The sequence below is a fragment of the Wenyingzhuangia heitensis genome (assembly GCF_011762155.1).
Lineage (GTDB): Bacteria > Bacteroidota > Bacteroidia > Flavobacteriales > Flavobacteriaceae > Wenyingzhuangia > Wenyingzhuangia heitensis.
Window position 1 is genome coordinate 1,289,006 of the sequence record NZ_JAASQL010000001.1, and the last position, 18,831, is coordinate 1,307,836.

Below are 18,831 nucleotides of genomic sequence, written 5' to 3' on the forward strand. Positions count from 1 at the left end.
GTTTTCTTTTTGGTTTTAAACTTTGATGAACACATGAAACACAAGATTTTTTATTTATTAGTAGGTTTTTTTTCGGTTGTTTCTTACGCACAAGAAATTAATATAGGAAAAGTTAAAAAGATACAATCTAAAGCTCTTGGTCAAGAAAGAGAATACTGGGTTTCTATACCAGAACATTATAATGATGAAAAATACAAAGACCAACATTACCCGGTAATTTATTTGTTAGACGGAGAAAAATACTTTCACGTCGTATCGGGTATCGTAAAAAACATGTCCAGTGGATATTATCCATTAATGCCAGAAAGTATTGTAGTTGCTATTAAAAATATTGATAGATCTAGGGATCTAACTCCAACAGAGGTGTCTAGTTTGTCTTATAAATCTGGAGGAGCTTCTAAATTTCAGGCTTTTATAGAGCAGGAACTAATTCCAGAAATTGAGAAACAGTACAAAACTTTAGATTATAAAATACTTGTAGGACATTCTTTTGGAGGCTTGTACACCTTAAATACCTTGTTTAAAAATCCAAAAGCTTTCAATGCTTATTTGGCTATAGATCCAAGTCTTTGGTGGGATAATAATGTGCTTGTTAACAAACTAGATGCTGTGTTAAAAACAACCAATTTTAAAGGGAATACCTTGTTTGTAGCAGATGCAAATTCTATAGGAAGTCAAAAAAAACCTAGCCAACAACATTATGCACATGCTAAGGCAAAAAAAGAGGCTATCAAATTGATAGATACAACAGTACCTAAAAACCTAAATTATCAAATAAAACATTATAAAGAAGAAGATCATGGTTCGGTAGTGTTGCCTGCTTTTATAGATGGATTTCGTTCTGTTTTTAAAGGATTTAGGGTTGATGTAAAAGCATTAATGAAAGATCCACCTCTACTAAAAACACAATATGATGTATTATCTAGTAGATTAGGAGTTGAATTTAAACCACAAAGTGTTTATATAGACAAAGTGGTAGATTTGTGTATAAAAAGAGGGGGAGAAGAAAATGCCAAAATCTTACATCAAATAAATATGGATTTGTATCCAGAAAATAGTTTTCTGAAAAATAAACTCAAAAAAGAGTAAAAGAAAACAGAAAGGATTCTTAAAATCCTTTCTGTTTTTTTAAAACTTCATAGTCAAACCAATTCTTTTCTGATCTAAATCTAGTTGTATCACTTTTATGTTTACTACTTGGTTCAATTGTAAAACATCATTAGGTGATGAGATAAATTTATCGGTGATTTGAGAAATATGAACCAAGCCATTTTCTTTAATCCCTAAATCTATAAAAGCACCAAAATTGGTAATATTACTAACTTGGCCTTGTAAAATCATTCCCTCGTGTAAATGATTGATATTGGTAATGTTTTCATCAAAGGTTAATTGATCTTCTTGATTTCTTGGATCTTGATTTGGTTTTGCCAATTCGTTTAACAAATCGGTTAAGGCTAAAACTCCAATTTTATTTTGTAACTGCTCATCATCAACTAAAGTTAAAACTTCTTTGTTTCCAATTAAATCATTACTATTTACTTTTAGCTGTTTTGCTATTTGACTAACCTCTTTATAAAGCTCTGGATGAATTCCTGTATTGTCTAAAGGTTGATCGCCTTGCAAACGTAAAAAACCAGCACATTGCTCAAAAGCTTTGTTTCCTAATCTAGGAATTTTTTTTAGCTGATTGATATTGGTAAACTTTCCGTTTTCGGTTCTGTAATCCACAATGTTTTGAGCCAAAGCAGGACCAATTCCCGAGATGTATTGTAGCAAATATTTACTAGCGGTGTTTAGCTGAACTCCAATTTTATTCACACATCTTTCTACAATATGATCTAATTCGGATTTTAACAAACTTTGATCTACATCGTGTTGGTATTGACCTACACCAATAGATTTAGGATCAATTTTAACCAGCTCTGCCAAAGGATCCATCAATCGTCTACCAATACTTACAGAACCACGAACCGTAATATCATGATTTGGAAATTCCTCTCTTCCAATTTCAGAAGCAGAGTAAACTGAAGCTCCATTCTCGTTCACTAAATAAATAGCAACATCTGCAGTAAAAGAAATAGATTTTACCAATGTTTCTGTTTCTCTACCTGCCGTACCGTTTCCTATAGCAATGGCTTCTATACGGTGTTTTTTTACCAAAGAACTAAGAGTATCTTTGCTTTTAATTTCTTGTTTTTGTGGAGGATGAGGATAGATAATAGTATCTGCTAACAAATCTCCTTGTTCATTTAAACAAACTACTTTACAGCCTGTTTTAAAACCAGGATCTATGGCCAATACTCTTTTTTTTCCAACAGGACTAGCCAATAACAATTGTTCTAAGTTTTTAGAAAACACGTTTACAGCATCTATGTCTGCTTTTTGTTTTATTTCTTTAAGAAGTTCTTTTTCTAAAGCAGGTTTTAAATTTTTGGTATAAGTGGTTGCAATTGCTTGTTGTAACAATTTACTCGCTTTATTGTTTCCTTTTATAAAGTTTTTTTCTAGCTGAGTAATTGCAGTGGTTTTATCTACAGATATTCCAGAACTTAACAAACCTTCATCGGTAGCTCTTAAAATAGCCAATATTCTATGCGATGGTACTCTTGTTGCTTTTTGTTCAAACTCAAAATAGGTTTTATACGTTTGTGCTTCTTGTTCTTTTCCTTTTTTTAGCTTACTAAACAACATTCCTTCTCTGGTAAATAATCTTCTTAGCTGATTTCTACTATAACTGTGTTCTGTAATCCATTCGCTAACAATATCCAAAGCACCAGAAATAGCTTCTTCTTCGTTTTTAATTGCTCCTTTTACAAAACGGATTGCATTTACATCGCTTCCACTCTGAGACATAATAATTTTAGCCAAACCTTCTAATCCGTTTTCTTTAGCAACACTTGCTTTTGTTTTTCTTTTGGTTTTATAAGGCAAAAACAAATCTTCCAACTCTTTTTTATCCCAAGAGTTTTCAATTCTATTTAATAACGTTGTGTCGTTTATTTGTTGATTGTTAAGCGTATCTAATATGTGTGCTTTTCTTTTGATGATTTCATCTACTAATACCGATTGTTTTTGGATGTTAAAAATTTCAAAATCCTCTAAACCACCCGTTTGGTCTTTTCTATAGCGAGCTATAAACGGAATGGTAGCTCCCTCATTTAAAAAATTTAAAATGGTGTTTACCTTTCCTTCAGATATATTTGTAAGCTTTGCAACTTGTAAAGCATTATCAATATTTGTCATCTTTTTGCTATTTATTGGAGGGTAAATATAGTTTTTATCCTTTATAATCTAGAAACTTAATTGTTATAAGTAGAGGCATTTTATTAACTTGCAGCATATTGATTTTTTAGGATGAATTTAATTAATAAAATCCGCTATTTTTTTGAAAGACATGGTTTTGATGTTTCTTCAAGATTGGCAGACAGATTAGGAATGAGAACCGCCAATGTGCGGTTGTTCTTTGTGTATATATCATTTGTTACTTTAGGAGTATCTTTTGGTATTTATTTAACGCTGGCTTTTTTATTAAAACTAAAAGATATGATAAGGACAAAAAGGACCTCTGTGTTTGATTTATAGAACTGTATGCTAAACAAAATATATAAAGGTTTATTTTTATTTGCTATTGTTCTTGCTATAGGGACAGTAGTTTTCTTTTGGGCATTTAACTATTCTTTGTTAGATGCTTTTTTTATGACCATTATTACCATTACAACCGTTGGATTTGGAGAGGTACAGCCTTTAGACAGTGGAGGTAAACTTTTTACTATTTTATTGCTGTTAATGAGTATTGGAGTGTATGGTTATTTGGTAACGGTTATTTCAGATTTTTTTTCAAACAATGTACTTATGGAAGCTTTTCGAATTAAAAAAGAGTTAAAAGAAATTGCCAAATTAGAAGGGCATACAATTATTTGTGGTTTTGGTAGAAACGGAAGACAATCTTACGAAAAACTAAAAAAATTTAACAAAACATGTGTGGTTATAGAGCAAAAGGAAGAGTTTATCGAAAATCCAATCTATCATGATGTTCAATTTGTAAAAGGAGATGCTACTAGTGATGACGTATTAAGAAATGCAGGAATAGAAAAAGCTTCCCATTTAATAGCTGCATTACCATCAGATGCTAATAATGTGTATATTGTGCTGTCATCAAGACAGTTAAATGCTACCTTAGATATTGTAAGTAGAGCAAATGATGAAAACGCTACTGAGAAATTAAAAATAGCAGGAGCAAATCATGTGATTATGCCCGATAAATTAGGGGGAGATCATATGGCTTCTCTATTGGTAACTCCAGATTTGGTAGAGTTTGTAAATAGAATAAATATGGAGGGAGATTCTAATGCCAATCTAGAAGAAATTGGAGTAGATGAATTGCCTCCAGAATATATGATGAAATCTATTCAAGATTTAGACGTTCGCAGAAATTCTGGTTGCAACGTTATTGGTTTTATTACAGAAGATGATGAGTATATTGTAAATCCATCTTCTAAAATGATTTTAAAGCCACACTGTAAACTAATTGTTTTAGGTAGACCTGAGCAAATTAAAAAATTTAAAGAAATTTATGAGTAAAAAAATGAAACAACTATTAAGTCTAATTACATTACTAATTCCAACAATCACCTTTGCCTCTATAGATGAAGTGATAGAAGAAAATTTTCAACCTGTTTCACACGCAGTAACTCAAGTAGTTTTCTACTCTGTTCCTATAGGTCCTAAAAACGTACCCATAGTGTTGATTGTTTTGTTGTTAGGTGCTTTGTTTTTTACGCTCTATTTTAAATTTGCTAACATTCGTTTGTTGGGAGTCGCTATTAAAGCAACTAAAGGAACTTATGATGAATTAGATCATGCATATGAAGAAGGAGAAAGTATAGAAAAGATTATAGATGTTGCTGAATCTGACAAAAAAAGAAAAATCACACCAGTAGTGGGGGAAGTAACCCATTTTCAAGCGTTAACAGCAGCATTGTCTGCAACAGTAGGTTTGGGGAATATAGCAGGGGTTGCAGTGGCAATTGCTTTAGGTGGACCTGGTGCAATTATCTGGATGATTCTAGCCGGTTTTTTAGGAATGTCAACAAAGTTAGTAGAAGCAACCTTGGGTGTTAAATATCGTGAAGTAGGAGCTGATGGAAAGATTTATGGAGGTCCTATGTATTATCTTAAAAAAGGATTGAAAGAAAAGAACTTAGCTGGCTTAGGAAAGGTTTTAGCTGTAATGTATGCCATTTTTGTAGTTGGTGGTTCTTTTGGAGGAGGAAACATGTTTCAGTCCAATCAAGCTACTGCTCAGTTTATGTCTTTAACAGGTTTAGAGTCTGGTTTTGCTTTTGGATTGGTTTTGGCAGCTTTGGTTGGAGTTGTGATTATTGGTGGAATTAAAAGAATAGGTAAAGTAACCGAAAAAATTGTTCCTTTTATGGGAATTCTATTTGTAGGAGCATCTTTGGTGATTATTTTTAAAAATTATGATATGATTCCTAATGCTGCTGTTCAAATTTGGCAAGGTGCTTTTGGAAACAATGCTTTGTTAGGTGGAGTAGTAGGGGTTATGATTGTTGGTTTTCAAAGAGCGGCTTTTTCTAATGAGGCAGGTGTAGGTTCTGCATCTATTGCACATGCTGCGGTAAAAACTAAATTTCCTGCAAGTGAAGGTATTGTGGCTAGTATTGGGCCTTTTGTAGATACCGTAGTTATATGTACCATGACAGCCCTGGTAATTGTTATAACCAATTTAAAAAACAATTTATTTGAATACGCGAACTTAGAAGGTAGTAATGTAATTATGAATGGAACAGGTCAAAAATTAGGAGGTGTAGATTTAACTTCTGCTGCTTTTGACTCAGCAATTCCTCATTTTTCTATAGTATTAACCATTGCTGTTATTTTGTTTGCCTTTTCAACTATGTTATCTTGGTCTTATTACGGAATTCAAGGGTGGAGTTATTTGTTTGGAAAAAGTAAATTAGCAGACACTACATATAAAGTACTATTTTTATTTATCATTATCGTAGGAGCATCATCTAGTTTAAATTCAGTAGTAGAATTTTCAGATTCTATGATTTTTGCCATGGTGTTTCCAAATGTTTTAGGGTTGATGATATTAGCTCCAAAAGCAAAACATGAAATTAAACGTTATTTAACGGCTATAAAGCACAAAGTAGAAGATTAAAAACATCTCCTTAATATATGAAGAATTTTAAATCCCATTTCAGTTATTCAAAAGATCAACGAAATGGGATTTTGTTTTTAATTGTATTAGTGTTATCCATCCAAACTTTTATCTATTGTTTTGAGTTTAAAAATGAATCAGATTCCGAAATAAGTCCCGTATCAGAAAATATACAAAAACAGTTAGATAGTTTATTGCTACAGACAAATAAAACGTATGTTTTAAAACCCTTTAATCCTAATTATTTAACAGACTATAAAGCTTATCAATTAGGAATGTCTGTAGAAGAAATAGATAGATTGTTAAATTTTAGGAAAACAGAAAAATATATCAATTCTGTAGCCGATTTCAAAAAAGTTACACATGTTTCAGATTCTTTATTGAATACAATAGCACCTTATTTTAAATTTCCAGACTGGGTGCTTAAAAACAAGTTGCAAAAGAAAAAGGTTCTTGTTCAAAAAATCATCATCAAAGATATTAATAAAGCTACGGTTAAAGAACTAGATAAGATAAAAGGAATAGGTGAGAAAAGAGCAAATACAATTCTAAGTTATAGAGATAAATTACAAGGATTTAGTTTTATAGCCCAGTTAGATGAGGTTTGGGGATTGACAGATGAAGTTTTAGTTAATTTAAAAAAGGAATTTCAAGTATTGTCAAATCCTATCATTATTAAATTAAATGTAAATACAGCCTCTGCTGGTGAACTGAATAAGATTGTTTATATAAATTATAAACAAGCAAAATCAATCGTAGAGTATAGAAAAGAAGTCGCTGAAATTCAGAATTTAGCAGAGTTAAAAACAATAAGCAATTTTCCGGTGGACAAGTTTGACTTAATAAGTTTATATTTGCACGCTCAATAAAACAACTAAAACTTTTTTTTGAATGAATTTCGAGACGAATGAAACCCAAAAAATGATAGCGGAATCTATTAAAGATTTTGCTAAAATTCATATTACACCAAATATTTATAAATGGGATGAGTCTCAAGTTTTTCCTGTAGCACTTTTTAAGTTGTTAGGAGAAATGGGATTTATGGGAGTTTTAGTTCCAGAAGCTTATGGAGGTTCTGGGTTAAGCTATCACGAATACATTACGGTAATAGAAGAAATATCTAAGGTAGATCCGTCTATAGGTTTGTCTGTCGCTGCGCATAATTCATTATGTACAGGGCATATTTTACAGTTTGGTAACGAGGATCAAAAAGCAAAATGGTTGCCAAAATTAGCTTCAGGAGAGTGGATTGGTGCTTGGGGGTTAACCGAGCATAACACAGGTTCTGATGCTGGAGGAATGAGTACTACAGCTGTTTTAGATGGGGATGAATATGTGTTAAACGGAGCCAAAAATTTTATTACACATGCCATTAGTGGAGATATTGCGGTAGTGATAGTCAGAACAGGTGAAAAAGGAGATTCTCACGGAATGACTGCTTTTGTTATAGAAAAAGGAACTTCTGGTTTTACTTCTGGTAAAAAAGAAGATAAACTAGGAATGCGAGCTTCAGAAACAGCAGAGTTAGTTTTTGATAATTGTAGAGTGCCAAAAGAAAATGTTTTGGGAGAAGTAGGTGATGGCTTTATTCAGTCTATGAAAATTTTAGATGGAGGTAGAATCTCTATTGCAGCTTTGTCTTTAGGAATCGCTAAAGGAGCTTATGAAGCCGCTTTAAAATACTCAAAAGAAAGAGTTCAATTTGGGAAACCAATTTCTTCTTTTCAAGGAGTTTCTTTTAAATTGGCAGATATGGCTACAGAAATAGAAGCTTCTGAATTATTAACTCACAAAGCAGCAGCTAAAAAAGAATTAGGAGAAAAAATGACTACTATTGGAGCTATGGCTAAAATGTTTGCTTCAGAAACATGTGTAAAAGTGGCTAATGAAGCAGTCCAAATTCATGGTGGTTATGGATACACAAAAGAGTTTCCTGTAGAAAAATTTTATAGAGATAGTAAGTTGTGTACAATTGGTGAAGGAACCACTGAAATACAAAAAGTAGTGATTTCTAGAAATATTTTAAAATAAAGAGTTTATCTCGTTATTTAAAACTATCTTTGCAATCCAAAATTAGAAATTAAAAAACTTAAAATATATCACGACGATGAAAGGAGGTGCCTCAGTATGTTAATCATTCCAGTAAAAGACGGAGAAAATATCGATAGAGCTTTAAAGCGTTTCAAAAGAAAATTCGACCGTACAAAAACAATGAAAACTTTACGTGAACGTCAGCAGTTTAATAAACCATCTGTAGTCAATCGTAAACAAAGAATTAAAGCTTCTTATGTTCAGCGTTTAAGAACAAACGAAGAACAAGCTTAATAAGCTTTTTTAAAAATTAAAACCCTGTGAAATTCACAGGGTTTTTTTTGTACCTTCAAATTAAATAAATGTTACTGATGGAGTTGCTAACCAAATTTATAGATTATCTTTCTTTAGAGAAAAACTACTCAAAACACACAATTACAGCATATCAAAAAGATATACAGGATTTTTTTTCGTATTTGGAAGAGGAATATCAAATTGTAAATAGTAGAGAAGTAGAGTATTTGTATATAAGATCTTGGATTGTTTTTTTACACCAACAAAACATTACAAACAGATCTGTAAACAGAAAAATAACAGCCTTAAAAAGTTTTTATGTTTTTTTGCTGAAAATAGAAGAAGTAGATAAAAATCCTTTGTCAAATCAAAAAAGCTTAAAAACAGCTAAAAAAGTAATCATTCCATTTAGCGAAAGAGAAGTAGAGGAGGCTCTGTTGGTTCAAAATGATTCTTATACAGTCTACGAGCAAAAAAGAAATAAGTTAATTATTCATTTTTTATATGGTACTGGAATTAGGCAGTCAGAAATAATCGGACTAAAATTAAAAGATGTAGATGTTAAAGAGAAAACAATTAAAGTCTTAGGGAAAAGAAACAAAGAACGTATTGTTCCTGTTTATAAAGAGATTATAGATAATATAGAAGATTATTTATTAGAGCGAGATAAGTTACCTTTTTTTGAAACATATTTTTTTGTAACAAAAAAGGGAGGTAAAATGTACAATGCTCTTGTGTATCGAGTTATAAATTCTTATTTTAGTAAGGTCTCCACTAAACAAAAAAAAAGTCCACATGTGCTAAGGCATTCTTATGCAACGGATTTGGTTAATAATGGTGCAGACTTGAATTCAGTTAAAGAGTTGCTAGGACACTCAAGTTTAGCTGCTACACAGGTTTACACCCATAATAGTTTAGACAAATTGAAACAAGTGTATAATCAGGCACATCCTAGAAGTGCTAAAAAAAAGTAGATCGTATGAAAGTAAATGTTCAATCAGTAAATTTTACAGCAGACAAAGATTTAGTAGTGTTTGTAAATAAAAAAGTAGAGAGCTTAGAAAAATATCATGACAAGATTGTAGATGGAGAAGTGTTTTTAAAAGTTCAACAGACTAGTGAGAAAGAGAATAAAGTAACTGAATTAAAGTTGAATATTCCTGGACATGATTTAATGGTTAAAAAAGAAGCTAAAACATTTGAAGAAGGGATCAGTTTGTGCTCAGATTCGATGAAAAGACAGCTTATGAAAATAAAAGAAAAGGAAAGAGAGCTTCAACATTAAAATAAAAAGAAAATATTTCGTTTTTTTTTTGGATGATATCTAAAACTTTATAAATTTGCAGTCCGTTAAGATAGCGGGCTGCTTTTTTATGCAGCAACTATTTAAAAGCCGATATAGCTCAGCTGGCTAGAGCAGCTGATTTGTAATCAGCAGGTCGTAGGTTCGAGTCCTATTATCGGCTCAAGATAAAGAAAGCGTTCTTTAAAATTATTGGATTGGTGAGATACTCAAGTGGCCAACGAGGGCGGACTGTAAATCCGCTGACTATGTCTTCGAAGGTTCGAATCCTTCTCTCACCACAAACTAGGGCTTAAGCAAATTAAGTTCTTTCTGATGTAAGTCAGTAAAACGCGAAAGTAGCTCAGTTGGTAGAGCGTCAGCCTTCCAAGCTGAATGTCGCCGGTTCGAACCCGGTCTTTCGCTCAAATTTAAATCCATGCCGGTGTAGCTCAGTTGGTAGAGCGCATCCTTGGTAGGGATGAGGTCACCGGTTCAAATCCGGTCATTGGCTCAATAAGGATTGAAAAAGAATTAAAAAGTTTAAAATAAACACTAATATATAACTAAGAATTAAAATTAATAATCATGGCAAAGGAAACATTTGACCGTTCGAAACCGCACTTAAATATCGGTACAATCGGACACGTTGACCACGGTAAAACTACTTTAACAGCTGCTATTACAACTGTATTGGCTTCAAAAGGTCTTTCAGAATTAAGAGATTTCGCTTCAATTGATAATGCTCCTGTAGAAAAAGAAAGAGGTATTACTATTAACACTTCTCACGTAGAGTATTCTACAGCTAACCGTCACTACGCTCACGTTGACTGTCCTGGTCACGCGGATTACGTAAAGAACATGGTAACTGGAGCTGCTCAAATGGATGGTGCTATCTTAGTAGTTGCTGCTACTGATGGACCAATGCCACAAACTCGTGAACACATCTTATTAGGTCGTCAGGTTGGTATTCCACGTATCGTTGTTTTCTTAAACAAAGTTGATATGGTTGATGATGAAGAGTTATTAGAGTTAGTTGACATGGAAGTTCGTGAATTATTATCTTTCTACGACTATGATGGTGATAACACTCCAGTAATTCAAGGATCTGCTTTAGGAGGTTTGAATAACGAGCCTAAATGGGTTGATTCTATTATGGAATTAATGGCTGCTGTTGATGAGTGGATTGAAGAGCCAGTTCGTGAGGTTGAGAAAGATTTCTTAATGCCTATCGAAGATGTATTCTCTATTACAGGTCGTGGTACTGTTGCTACAGGACGTATCGAGACTGGTGTTGCAAACACTGCTGATAACGTTGATATCATTGGTATGGGAGCTGAGAAATTAGCATCTACAATTACTGGAGTTGAAATGTTCCGTAAGATTTTAGATAGAGGTGAAGCTGGAGATAACGTAGGTATCTTATTAAGAGGTATTGCTAAAGAAGATATCAAAAGAGGAATGGTAATCTGTAAGCCAGGTTCTGTAACTCCACACGATAAATTTAAAGCTGAGGTTTATATCTTGAAAAAAGAAGAAGGTGGACGTCATACTCCATTCCATAACAACTACCGTCCACAGTTTTACGTACGTACAACTGATGTAACAGGTACTATTAACTTACCTGATGGTGTTGAAATGGTAATGCCAGGAGATAACTTAACTATTACTGTAGATTTACACTCTCCAATTGCAATGAATATTGGATTACGTTTCGCTATCCGTGAAGGAGGTAGAACTGTAGGAGCTGGTCAGGTAACTGAAATCTTATAGTCAATAGACTAAAATAAAGGAGCTTGTTTTTACAAGCTCCATATTTACGGGCGTAGCTCAGTTGGTAGAGCACTGGTCTCCAAAACCAGGTGTCGGGAGTTCGAGTCTCTCCGCCCGTGCAAACAAAAACAAAGGAATTATATTTTATATAATTCCTTTTTTTAACAAACAAGTTTAAAAAAAGATATAAAATTATTCGTGTATTGAATAATTTTATATCTTTGCACGACTTTTTAAGAGAATAAAAATGAATATTATTAATTACATAAAATCATCGTTTATTGAGTTGAAAGATGAAATGACGTGGGTGTCTAAAGAAGAAGCTCAGAAATCTACTGTTGTTGTAGCTATTTTTACAATACTATTTGCAATAACTGTATTTTTAGTGGATCAATTTTTTCAAACAGGTCTAGAGTGGTTTTTTAATATTTTAAAGTAAAAGTAAGTTATGGCTGATTCTGTAAAGAAGTGGTATGTAGTAAGGGCTATAGGTGGTCAAGAAAACAAGGTAAAGAACTATATAGAGAATGAAATTTCTCGTTTAGGATTGTCTGATTATGTTGATCAAGTTTTAGTGCCAACAGAAAAAGTTGTACAAGTTCGTAACGGTAAAAAATCTACTAGAGAAAGAGTATATTTTCCAGGTTACATAATGGTTGAAGCTAATTTAGCAGGTGAAGTACCCCATGTTATAAAAGCAGTAACGGGAGTTATAGGCTTTTTAGGAGAAACAAAAGGAGGGGATCCTGTTCCTATGAGACAAAGTGAAATTAATAGAATGTTAGGTAAGGTTGACGAATTAACAGTACAACAAGATCACAACATGGCTATTCCTTACGTACTAGGAGAAACTGTTAAAGTAATTGATGGTCCTTTTAATGGATTTGATGGTACTATTGAAGCTATTCACGAAGAGAAGAGAAAACTTGAAGTTATGGTTAAAATCTTTGGACGTAAAACGCCGCTGGAATTAAACTATATGCAAGTAGACAAAATATCATAAATAACAAAAGAATGTTACAAATTAATTTTGTGTTTGCTTCCAAACTATAACACAGGGTTTAATTTAATTTTATATTAAAAATGGCAAAAGAAGTAAGTAAGATTGTAAAATTACAGGTAAAAGGAGGGCAAGCAAATCCTTCACCACCAGTAGGTCCTGCTTTAGGTGCTGCCGGAGTTAACATTATGGAGTTCTGTAAGCAGTTTAATGCTAGAACTCAAGACAAACAAGGAAAAGTATTACCAGTAGCAATTACTGTGTATTCTGATAAATCTTTCGAGTTTGTTGTGAAAACTCCACCAGCTGCAGTTCAAATTTTAGAAGCTGCTAAAATCAAAAGTGGATCTGGAGAACCTAACCGTAAAAAAGTTGCAAGTATTACTTGGGACCAGGTTAAGGCGATAGCAGAGGACAAAATGCCCGATTTAAATGCTTTTAGCGTAGAATCAGGAATGAAGATGATTGCAGGTACTGCAAGATCAATGGGTATAACTGTAAGTGGAGACGCTCCGTTTTAAATAATAAACTAAGAAAAAATGGCAAAATTAACAAAAAAGCAAAAGGAAGCTAAAGCTAAGATTGACAGTTCTAAAGTTTATTCTTTGAATGAAGCATCGTCACTAGTTAAAGAAATCACATCTGCAAATTTTGATGCATCTGTAGATTTAGCTATCCGTTTAGGAGTAGATCCTAGAAAAGCAAATCAAATGGTACGTGGAGTAGTTACTTTACCTCACGGAACAGGAAAAGACGTTAAAGTATTAGCATTAGTAACTCCAGATAAAGAAGCTGAGGCACAAGAAGCCGGAGCAGATTACGTTGGGTTAGATGAGTACTTAGCGAAAATTAAATCAGGTTGGACAGACGTTGATGTTATCATCACAATGCCATCTTGTATGGGTAAATTAGGACCGTTAGGTCGTGTTTTAGGACCAAGAGGATTAATGCCTAACCCTAAGACAGGTACCGTTACTATGGATATTGCTAAGGCAGTAAAAGAAGTAAAAGCGGGTAAGATTGATTTTAAAGTTGATAAGACTGGAATTGTACATGCTGCAATTGGAAAGGTTTCTTTTGATGCCGACAAAATTTCTGAAAACGCTAACGAATTAATACAAACAATAATTAAGTTAAAGCCAACTGCGGCTAAAGGAACTTACATTAAGAGTGCATTTATCTCTTCTACACAGTCTCCATCAGTTCAGTTAGATCTTAAATCGCTTTAATTAGCTGTTAAAACTCATAAACAATGACAAGAGAAGAAAAATTTCAAGTAATTGAAGATTTAACAAGCCAATTAGCAGAGAATACAGTAATCTATTTAGCTGATATTTCAGGATTAGATGCTGCAACAACTTCTAACTTAAGAAGAGCTTGTTACAAACAAGATATTAAATTATCTGTAGTTAAAAATACATTGTTAGAAAAGGCAATGGAAAAGTCTGATAAGGACTTTGGTGATTTACCATCAACATTAAAAGGTAATACTTCTGTGTTTTACGCTACAGTGGCAAATGCTCCTGCTAAAGTAATTCAAGATTTCTTAAAGAAATCTAAAGGAGAGAAACCATTATTGAAAGGTGCATTCATAGCTGATGAAGTTTATGTTGGTGCTGATCAATTACCTGCTTTAGTAGCAATTAAATCTAAAGAGGAATTAATTGGTGATATCATTACTATCTTACAGTCTCCTATTAAAAACGTTGTTTCAGCGTTAACAAACGAGGAACGTCCTGATAGAGCTGGTGAAACTGTAGAAGCATCTACAGAGGAAGCAGCAGAATAATTACGCGCACAAATAAATTATTATAATACAACACGTTTTTAAATAAACGAAAAAAAGAATCAAAATGGCAGAATTAAAAGATTTCGCAGAACAATTAGTTAACTTAACAGTTAAAGAAGTAAATGAATTAGCTACTATCTTAAAAGATGAGTACGGTATCGAACCAGCTGCTGCTGTAGTTGTAGGTGGTGCTGCTGGAGGTGGTGAAGCTGCTGAAGAAAAAACTGAATTTGACGTTGTTTTAACTGAAGCTGGTGCTTCTAAATTAAAAGTAGTTAAAGCTGTTAAAGAATTAACTGGTTTAGGTTTGAAAGAAGCTAAAGAATTAGTTGATGGTGTACCATCAAATATTAAAGAAGCTGTTTCTAAAGAAGAAGCTGAAGGAATTAAAGCTTCTTTAGAAGAAGTTGGAGCTTCTGTAGAATTGAAATAATTTTTACTCTACAAAACCTTATAGGTTTAGGTCTTTCCCTTTGGGTTAGACCTAAACCATTTTTTGCGTTTAAATAGTTCCTTATTTAACGCAACTAAAAAAAAGCTTAAAAAAAGAAAAAGAATTATTAATTCATTTAAATTTTTTCACCTTTGGCAACGAAAAATAATACAAGAGTTAACTTTGCTTCAGCCAAACTAAGTACAGAATATCCGGACTTTTTAGATATTCAGATTAAGTCTTTCCAAGACTTTTTCCAGTTGAAAACTAAGGCTGACGAAAGAAGCGATGAAGGTTTGTATAAAACCTTTATGGACAATTTTCCAATTACTGACACACGTAACAACTTTGTGTTAGAATTTTTAGACTACTTTGTAGATCCCCCTAGATACTCTTTAGAAGAGTGTATAGAACGTGGATTAACTTATAGTTTACCCTTAAAAGCTAGATTGAAATTATATTGTACAGATCCTGAACATGAGGATTTTGAGACAATTGTACAAGATGTATATTTAGGAACTATTCCTTATATGACAAACTCTGGTACTTTTATAATTAACGGAGCTGAACGTGTTATTGTATCTCAGTTACACCGTTCTCCAGGGGTTTTCTTTGGACAATCTTTCCATGCAAACGGTACAAAATTATATTCAGCAAGAGTAATTCCTTTTAAAGGATCTTGGATAGAATTTGCGACCGATATCAATCAAGTAATGTATGCTTATATTGATAGAAAGAAAAAATTACCAGTAACTACTTTATTCCGTGCAATTGGATTTGAGAGAGATAAGGACATTTTAGAAATTTTTGACCTTGCAGAAGAGGTTAAAGTATCTAAGTCTGGATTAAAGAAAGTACTAGGAAGAAAATTAGCAGCTCGTGTATTAAGAACATGGTTTGAAGACTTTGTTGATGAAGATACAGGGGAAGTTGTTTCTATAGAGCGTAACGAGATTGTTTTTGATCGTGATACTATTTTAGAAAAAGAACATGTTGATGAAATTGTAGATACAGGAGTAAAAACAATTTTATTACACAGACAAGATAATCAAAGTGGAGATTATGCAATTATCCACAACACATTACAAAAAGATCCTACCAACTCTGAAAAAGAAGCAGTAGAGCATATCTATAGACAATTACGTAATGCTGAGCCGCCAGATGAGGAAACTGCAAGAGGAATTATTGAAAAATTATTCTTTTCTGAGCAACGTTACAACTTAGGTGAAGTAGGACGTTTTAGAATGAACAAAAAGTTAGGACTTAACGAATCTTTAGATGCTAAAGTTTTAACTAAAAACGATATTATCACTATTATCAAGAACTTAATTGAGTTGGTAAACTCAAAAGCAGAGATTGATGATATTGACCACTTATCTAACAGACGTGTACGTACAGTAGGTGAACAATTAGCTGCTCAGTTTGGAGTTGGTTTGTCTCGTATGGCTCGTACTATTAGAGAACGTATGAATGTACGTGATAACGAGGTTTTTACACCGATTGACTTGATTAACGCGAAGACTTTATCTTCTGTAATCAACTCTTTCTTTGGAACTAACCAGTTGTCTCAGTTTATGGATCAAACAAACCCATTAGCAGAGATTACTCACAAACGTAGATTATCTGCTTTAGGACCTGGAGGTTTATCTAGAGAAAGAGCAGGATTTGAGGTACGTGATGTTCACTATACTCACTATGGTCGTTTGTGTCCTATTGAAACTCCTGAAGGTCCAAACATTGGATTGATTTCATCTTTAGCAGTATATGCAAAAGTGAATAATTTAGGATTTATAGAAACAGCATACCACAAAGTAGATGAAGGAAAAGTTAACATAGTTGATGCTCCTACCTACTTAAGTGCTGAGGAAGAAGAAGGAATGAAGTTTGCACAATCAAACATTGATATTGCAGATGACGGACAAATTAATTTAGAGAAAGTGATTGCTCGTGAAGAGGCTGATTATCCAGTTGTAACTCCACAAGATATTGACTTTATGGATGTATCTCCAAACCAGATTGCATCTATTTCTGCTTCATTAATTCCTTTCTTAGAACATGATGATGCGAACCGTGCTTTGATGGGATCTAACATGATGAGACAGGCCGTACCATTATTACGTCCTGAAGCTCCTATTGTTGGAACAGGTTTAGAGCGTAGAGTTGCTAAAGATTCAAGAATCTTAATCAACGCACAAGGAACAGGAGAAGTTATTTATGTAGATGCTAACAAGATTACCATCCGTTATGAAAGAACTGAGGAGGAAGCTTCTGTAAGTTTTGATTCAAGCGAAATTACATATGACTTAATCAAATTTAGAAAAACAAACCAAGGAACTTCGATCAACCTAAAACCAATTGTAAAAGTTGGAGATACCGTTGAAGAAGGACAAGTATTGTGTGAAGGTTATGCGACTCAAAAAGGTGAATTAGCCTTAGGACGTAACATGAAAGTAGCCTTTATGCCTTGGCAAGGATATAACTTTGAGGATGCGATTGTGATTTCTGAAAAAGTGGTAAGAGAAGATATTTTTACATCTATCCACATTGATGAATATTCATTAGACGTAAGAGATACAAAGTTAGGTGCTGAAGAGTTAACAAACGATATTCCTAACGTTTCAGAAGAGGCTACAAAAGACTTAGATGAAAACGGAATGATTCGTATTGGAGCAGAAGTAAAGCCTGGAGATATCTTAATTGGTAAGATTACACCAAAAGGAGAATCTGATCCTACACCAGAAGAAAAATTATTACGTGCTATTTTTGGAGACAAAGCAGGTGACGTAAAAGATGCTTCTTTAAAAGCTTCTCCATCATTAAGAGGAGTTGTAATTGGTAAAAAGTTATTTAAGAAGGCTGTTAAAGATAAATCTAAGAGAGTTAGAGATAAAGAGCAGATTGAAGCTTTAGAAGCACAATATACTCATGACTTTGAATCTTTAAAAGATAATTTAATTGAAAAATTATTTGCTTTAATTTCAGGAAAAACATCTCAAGGTGTTCAGAATGATTTAGGAGAAGAAGTTTTCCCTAAAGGTAAAAAGTATACTTTAAAAATGTTGAACTCTGTTACAGACTTTACACATTTAACAAAAGGTGCTTGGACTACTGATGATCACTTAAACAATTTAGTAGCAGAATTAATTCACAATTATAAAATTAAAGTTAGTGATTTACAAGGAGCACTAAGACGTAAGAAATTCTCTATTACTATTGGAGATGAATTACCAGCAGGTGTTTTAAAACTAGCTAAAATTTATATTGCTAAAAAACGTAAATTAAAAGTTGGAGATAAGATGGCAGGTCGTCACGGTAACAAAGGTATTGTTGCTCGTATTGTACGTCAAGAAGAAATGCCATTTTTAGAAGACGGAACACCAGTAGACATCGTATTGAACCCATTAGGGGTACCATCTCGTATGAACATTGGACAGATTTATGAAACTGTATTAGGATGGGCAGGACAAAAATTAGATCAAACATATGCAACACCAATTTTTGATGGTGCAAAATTAGATCAAATTAATGAATTGACAGACGAAGCAGGAATTCCAAGATTTGGACATACTTATTTATATGATGGTGGAACTGGAGAACGTTTTGATCAACCTGCAACAGTAGGGGTGATTTACATGATTAAGTTAGGTCACATGATTGATGATAAGATGCACGCACGTTCTATTGGACCATACTCATTAATTACACAACAACCATTAGGAGGTAAAGCTCAATTTGGAGGTCAACGTTTTGGAGAGATGGAAGTATGGGCATTAGAAGCCTATGGAGCATCTAGTATTTTACGTGAAATCTTAACGGTTAAGTCTGATGATGTTATTGGTAGAGCTAAAACTTACGAAGCTATCGTAAAAGGAGAGCCTATGCCAGAACCAGGTTTACCAGAATCATTCAACGTGTTAATGCACGAATTGAAAGGTTTAGGATTAGACGTAAGATTAGAAGAATAGTATTTAAGATAGCTGTTGCTTAGGCAACAGCTATTATATACACCTTTAAACAGGTTAATTTATAAACAATTCGAATCCAT

At 33.2% G+C, this 18,831-nt stretch carries 18 protein-coding genes and 5 tRNA genes; 22 read left to right on the forward strand and 1 reads right to left on the reverse strand.

Going from position 1 to position 18,831, the window contains the following annotated elements:
- The first annotated feature begins 33 nt into the window (after positions 1 to 33).
- On the forward strand, positions 34 to 1,089 hold the full coding sequence (locus FHR24_RS05490; RefSeq protein ID WP_167185050.1) for an alpha/beta hydrolase: 1,056 nt from the start codon (positions 34 to 36) through the stop codon (positions 1,087 to 1,089).
- Positions 1,090 to 1,128: 39 nt separating this feature from the next.
- On the opposite strand, the gene FHR24_RS05495 is transcribed toward FHR24_RS05490, so the two are convergent.
- On the reverse strand, positions 1,129 to 3,243 hold the full coding sequence (locus FHR24_RS05495; RefSeq protein WP_167185053.1) for a helix-hairpin-helix domain-containing protein: 2,115 nt from the start codon (positions 3,241 to 3,243) through the stop codon (positions 1,129 to 1,131).
- 111 nt (positions 3,244 to 3,354) lie between these two features.
- Between FHR24_RS05495 and FHR24_RS05500 the strand changes: the two genes are divergently transcribed.
- From FHR24_RS05500 to rpoB, 21 genes are all read left to right on the forward strand, one after another.
- The gene (locus FHR24_RS05500) at positions 3,355 to 3,582 is read left to right on the forward strand and encodes a PspC domain-containing protein (RefSeq protein WP_167185057.1); all 228 of its coding nucleotides are present in this window, start codon (positions 3,355 to 3,357) and stop codon (positions 3,580 to 3,582) included.
- Between the two features lie 6 nt (positions 3,583 to 3,588).
- Positions 3,589 to 4,581, forward strand: a complete 993-nt coding sequence (locus FHR24_RS05505; RefSeq protein WP_167185060.1) for a potassium channel family protein — start codon at positions 3,589 to 3,591, stop codon at positions 4,579 to 4,581.
- A gap of 4 nt (positions 4,582 to 4,585) precedes the next feature.
- Positions 4,586 to 6,184 carry an alanine/glycine:cation symporter family protein gene (locus FHR24_RS05510; protein WP_167185063.1) on the forward strand — a complete coding sequence of 533 codons (1,599 nt, stop codon included), beginning with the start codon at positions 4,586 to 4,588 and terminating at the stop codon, positions 6,182 to 6,184.
- Positions 6,185 to 6,201: 17 nt separating this feature from the next.
- Complete coding sequence (locus tag FHR24_RS05515) at positions 6,202 to 7,053, forward strand: ComEA family DNA-binding protein (RefSeq protein ID WP_167185065.1); 852 nt, start codon at positions 6,202 to 6,204, stop codon at positions 7,051 to 7,053.
- 22 nt (positions 7,054 to 7,075) lie between these two features.
- Positions 7,076 to 8,215: an acyl-CoA dehydrogenase family protein gene (locus tag FHR24_RS05520; RefSeq protein ID WP_167185068.1), complete on the forward strand. Its 1,140-nt coding sequence runs from the start codon at positions 7,076 to 7,078 to the stop codon at positions 8,213 to 8,215.
- A 96-nt stretch (positions 8,216 to 8,311) separates the two neighbouring features.
- Positions 8,312 to 8,509, forward strand: coding sequence for a 30S ribosomal protein S21 (rpsU, locus tag FHR24_RS05525; RefSeq protein ID WP_167185071.1), 198 nt, complete (start codon positions 8,312 to 8,314; stop codon positions 8,507 to 8,509).
- A 77-nt stretch (positions 8,510 to 8,586) separates the two neighbouring features.
- Positions 8,587 to 9,483: a tyrosine-type recombinase/integrase gene (locus FHR24_RS05530; protein WP_167185074.1), complete on the forward strand. Its 897-nt coding sequence runs from the start codon at positions 8,587 to 8,589 to the stop codon at positions 9,481 to 9,483.
- A 5-nt stretch (positions 9,484 to 9,488) separates the two neighbouring features.
- Positions 9,489 to 9,794: a ribosome hibernation-promoting factor, HPF/YfiA family gene (hpf, locus tag FHR24_RS05535; protein WP_167185077.1), complete on the forward strand. Its 306-nt coding sequence runs from the start codon at positions 9,489 to 9,491 to the stop codon at positions 9,792 to 9,794.
- A 107-nt stretch (positions 9,795 to 9,901) separates the two neighbouring features.
- Positions 9,902 to 9,975: transfer RNA gene (locus FHR24_RS05540), tRNA-Thr, on the forward strand.
- A 36-nt stretch (positions 9,976 to 10,011) separates the two neighbouring features.
- Positions 10,012 to 10,093, forward strand: a tRNA-Tyr gene (locus FHR24_RS05545).
- A gap of 51 nt (positions 10,094 to 10,144) precedes the next feature.
- A tRNA-Gly gene (locus FHR24_RS05550) sits at positions 10,145 to 10,217 on the forward strand.
- Between the two features lie 15 nt (positions 10,218 to 10,232).
- A tRNA-Thr gene (locus FHR24_RS05555) sits at positions 10,233 to 10,305 on the forward strand.
- Between the two features lie 74 nt (positions 10,306 to 10,379).
- The gene (tuf, locus tag FHR24_RS05560; protein WP_167185080.1) at positions 10,380 to 11,564 is read left to right on the forward strand and encodes an elongation factor Tu; all 1,185 of its coding nucleotides are present in this window, start codon (positions 10,380 to 10,382) and stop codon (positions 11,562 to 11,564) included.
- A gap of 46 nt (positions 11,565 to 11,610) precedes the next feature.
- Positions 11,611 to 11,683, forward strand: a tRNA-Trp gene (locus FHR24_RS05565).
- Positions 11,684 to 11,811: 128 nt separating this feature from the next.
- On the forward strand, positions 11,812 to 12,003 hold the full coding sequence (secE, locus tag FHR24_RS05570) for a preprotein translocase subunit SecE (RefSeq protein ID WP_167185083.1): 192 nt from the start codon (positions 11,812 to 11,814) through the stop codon (positions 12,001 to 12,003).
- A gap of 9 nt (positions 12,004 to 12,012) precedes the next feature.
- A complete protein-coding gene (gene nusG, locus FHR24_RS05575; RefSeq protein WP_167185086.1) occupies positions 12,013 to 12,567 on the forward strand; it encodes a transcription termination/antitermination protein NusG in 555 nt (184 codons plus the stop codon).
- Between the two features lie 80 nt (positions 12,568 to 12,647).
- The gene (rplK, locus tag FHR24_RS05580; RefSeq protein ID WP_167185091.1) at positions 12,648 to 13,085 is read left to right on the forward strand and encodes a 50S ribosomal protein L11; all 438 of its coding nucleotides are present in this window, start codon (positions 12,648 to 12,650) and stop codon (positions 13,083 to 13,085) included.
- An 18-nt stretch (positions 13,086 to 13,103) separates the two neighbouring features.
- A complete protein-coding gene (rplA, locus tag FHR24_RS05585) occupies positions 13,104 to 13,793 on the forward strand; it encodes a 50S ribosomal protein L1 (RefSeq protein ID WP_167185093.1) in 690 nt (229 codons plus the stop codon).
- 23 nt (positions 13,794 to 13,816) lie between these two features.
- Positions 13,817 to 14,353: a 50S ribosomal protein L10 gene (gene rplJ, locus FHR24_RS05590; protein WP_167185096.1), complete on the forward strand. Its 537-nt coding sequence runs from the start codon at positions 13,817 to 13,819 to the stop codon at positions 14,351 to 14,353.
- 64 nt (positions 14,354 to 14,417) lie between these two features.
- Positions 14,418 to 14,786, forward strand: coding sequence for a 50S ribosomal protein L7/L12 (gene rplL / locus FHR24_RS05595; protein ID WP_167185099.1), 369 nt, complete (start codon positions 14,418 to 14,420; stop codon positions 14,784 to 14,786).
- 152 nt (positions 14,787 to 14,938) lie between these two features.
- On the forward strand, positions 14,939 to 18,751 hold the full coding sequence (gene rpoB / locus FHR24_RS05600; protein ID WP_167185102.1) for a DNA-directed RNA polymerase subunit beta: 3,813 nt from the start codon (positions 14,939 to 14,941) through the stop codon (positions 18,749 to 18,751).
- Positions 18,752 to 18,831 lie beyond the last annotated feature (80 nt).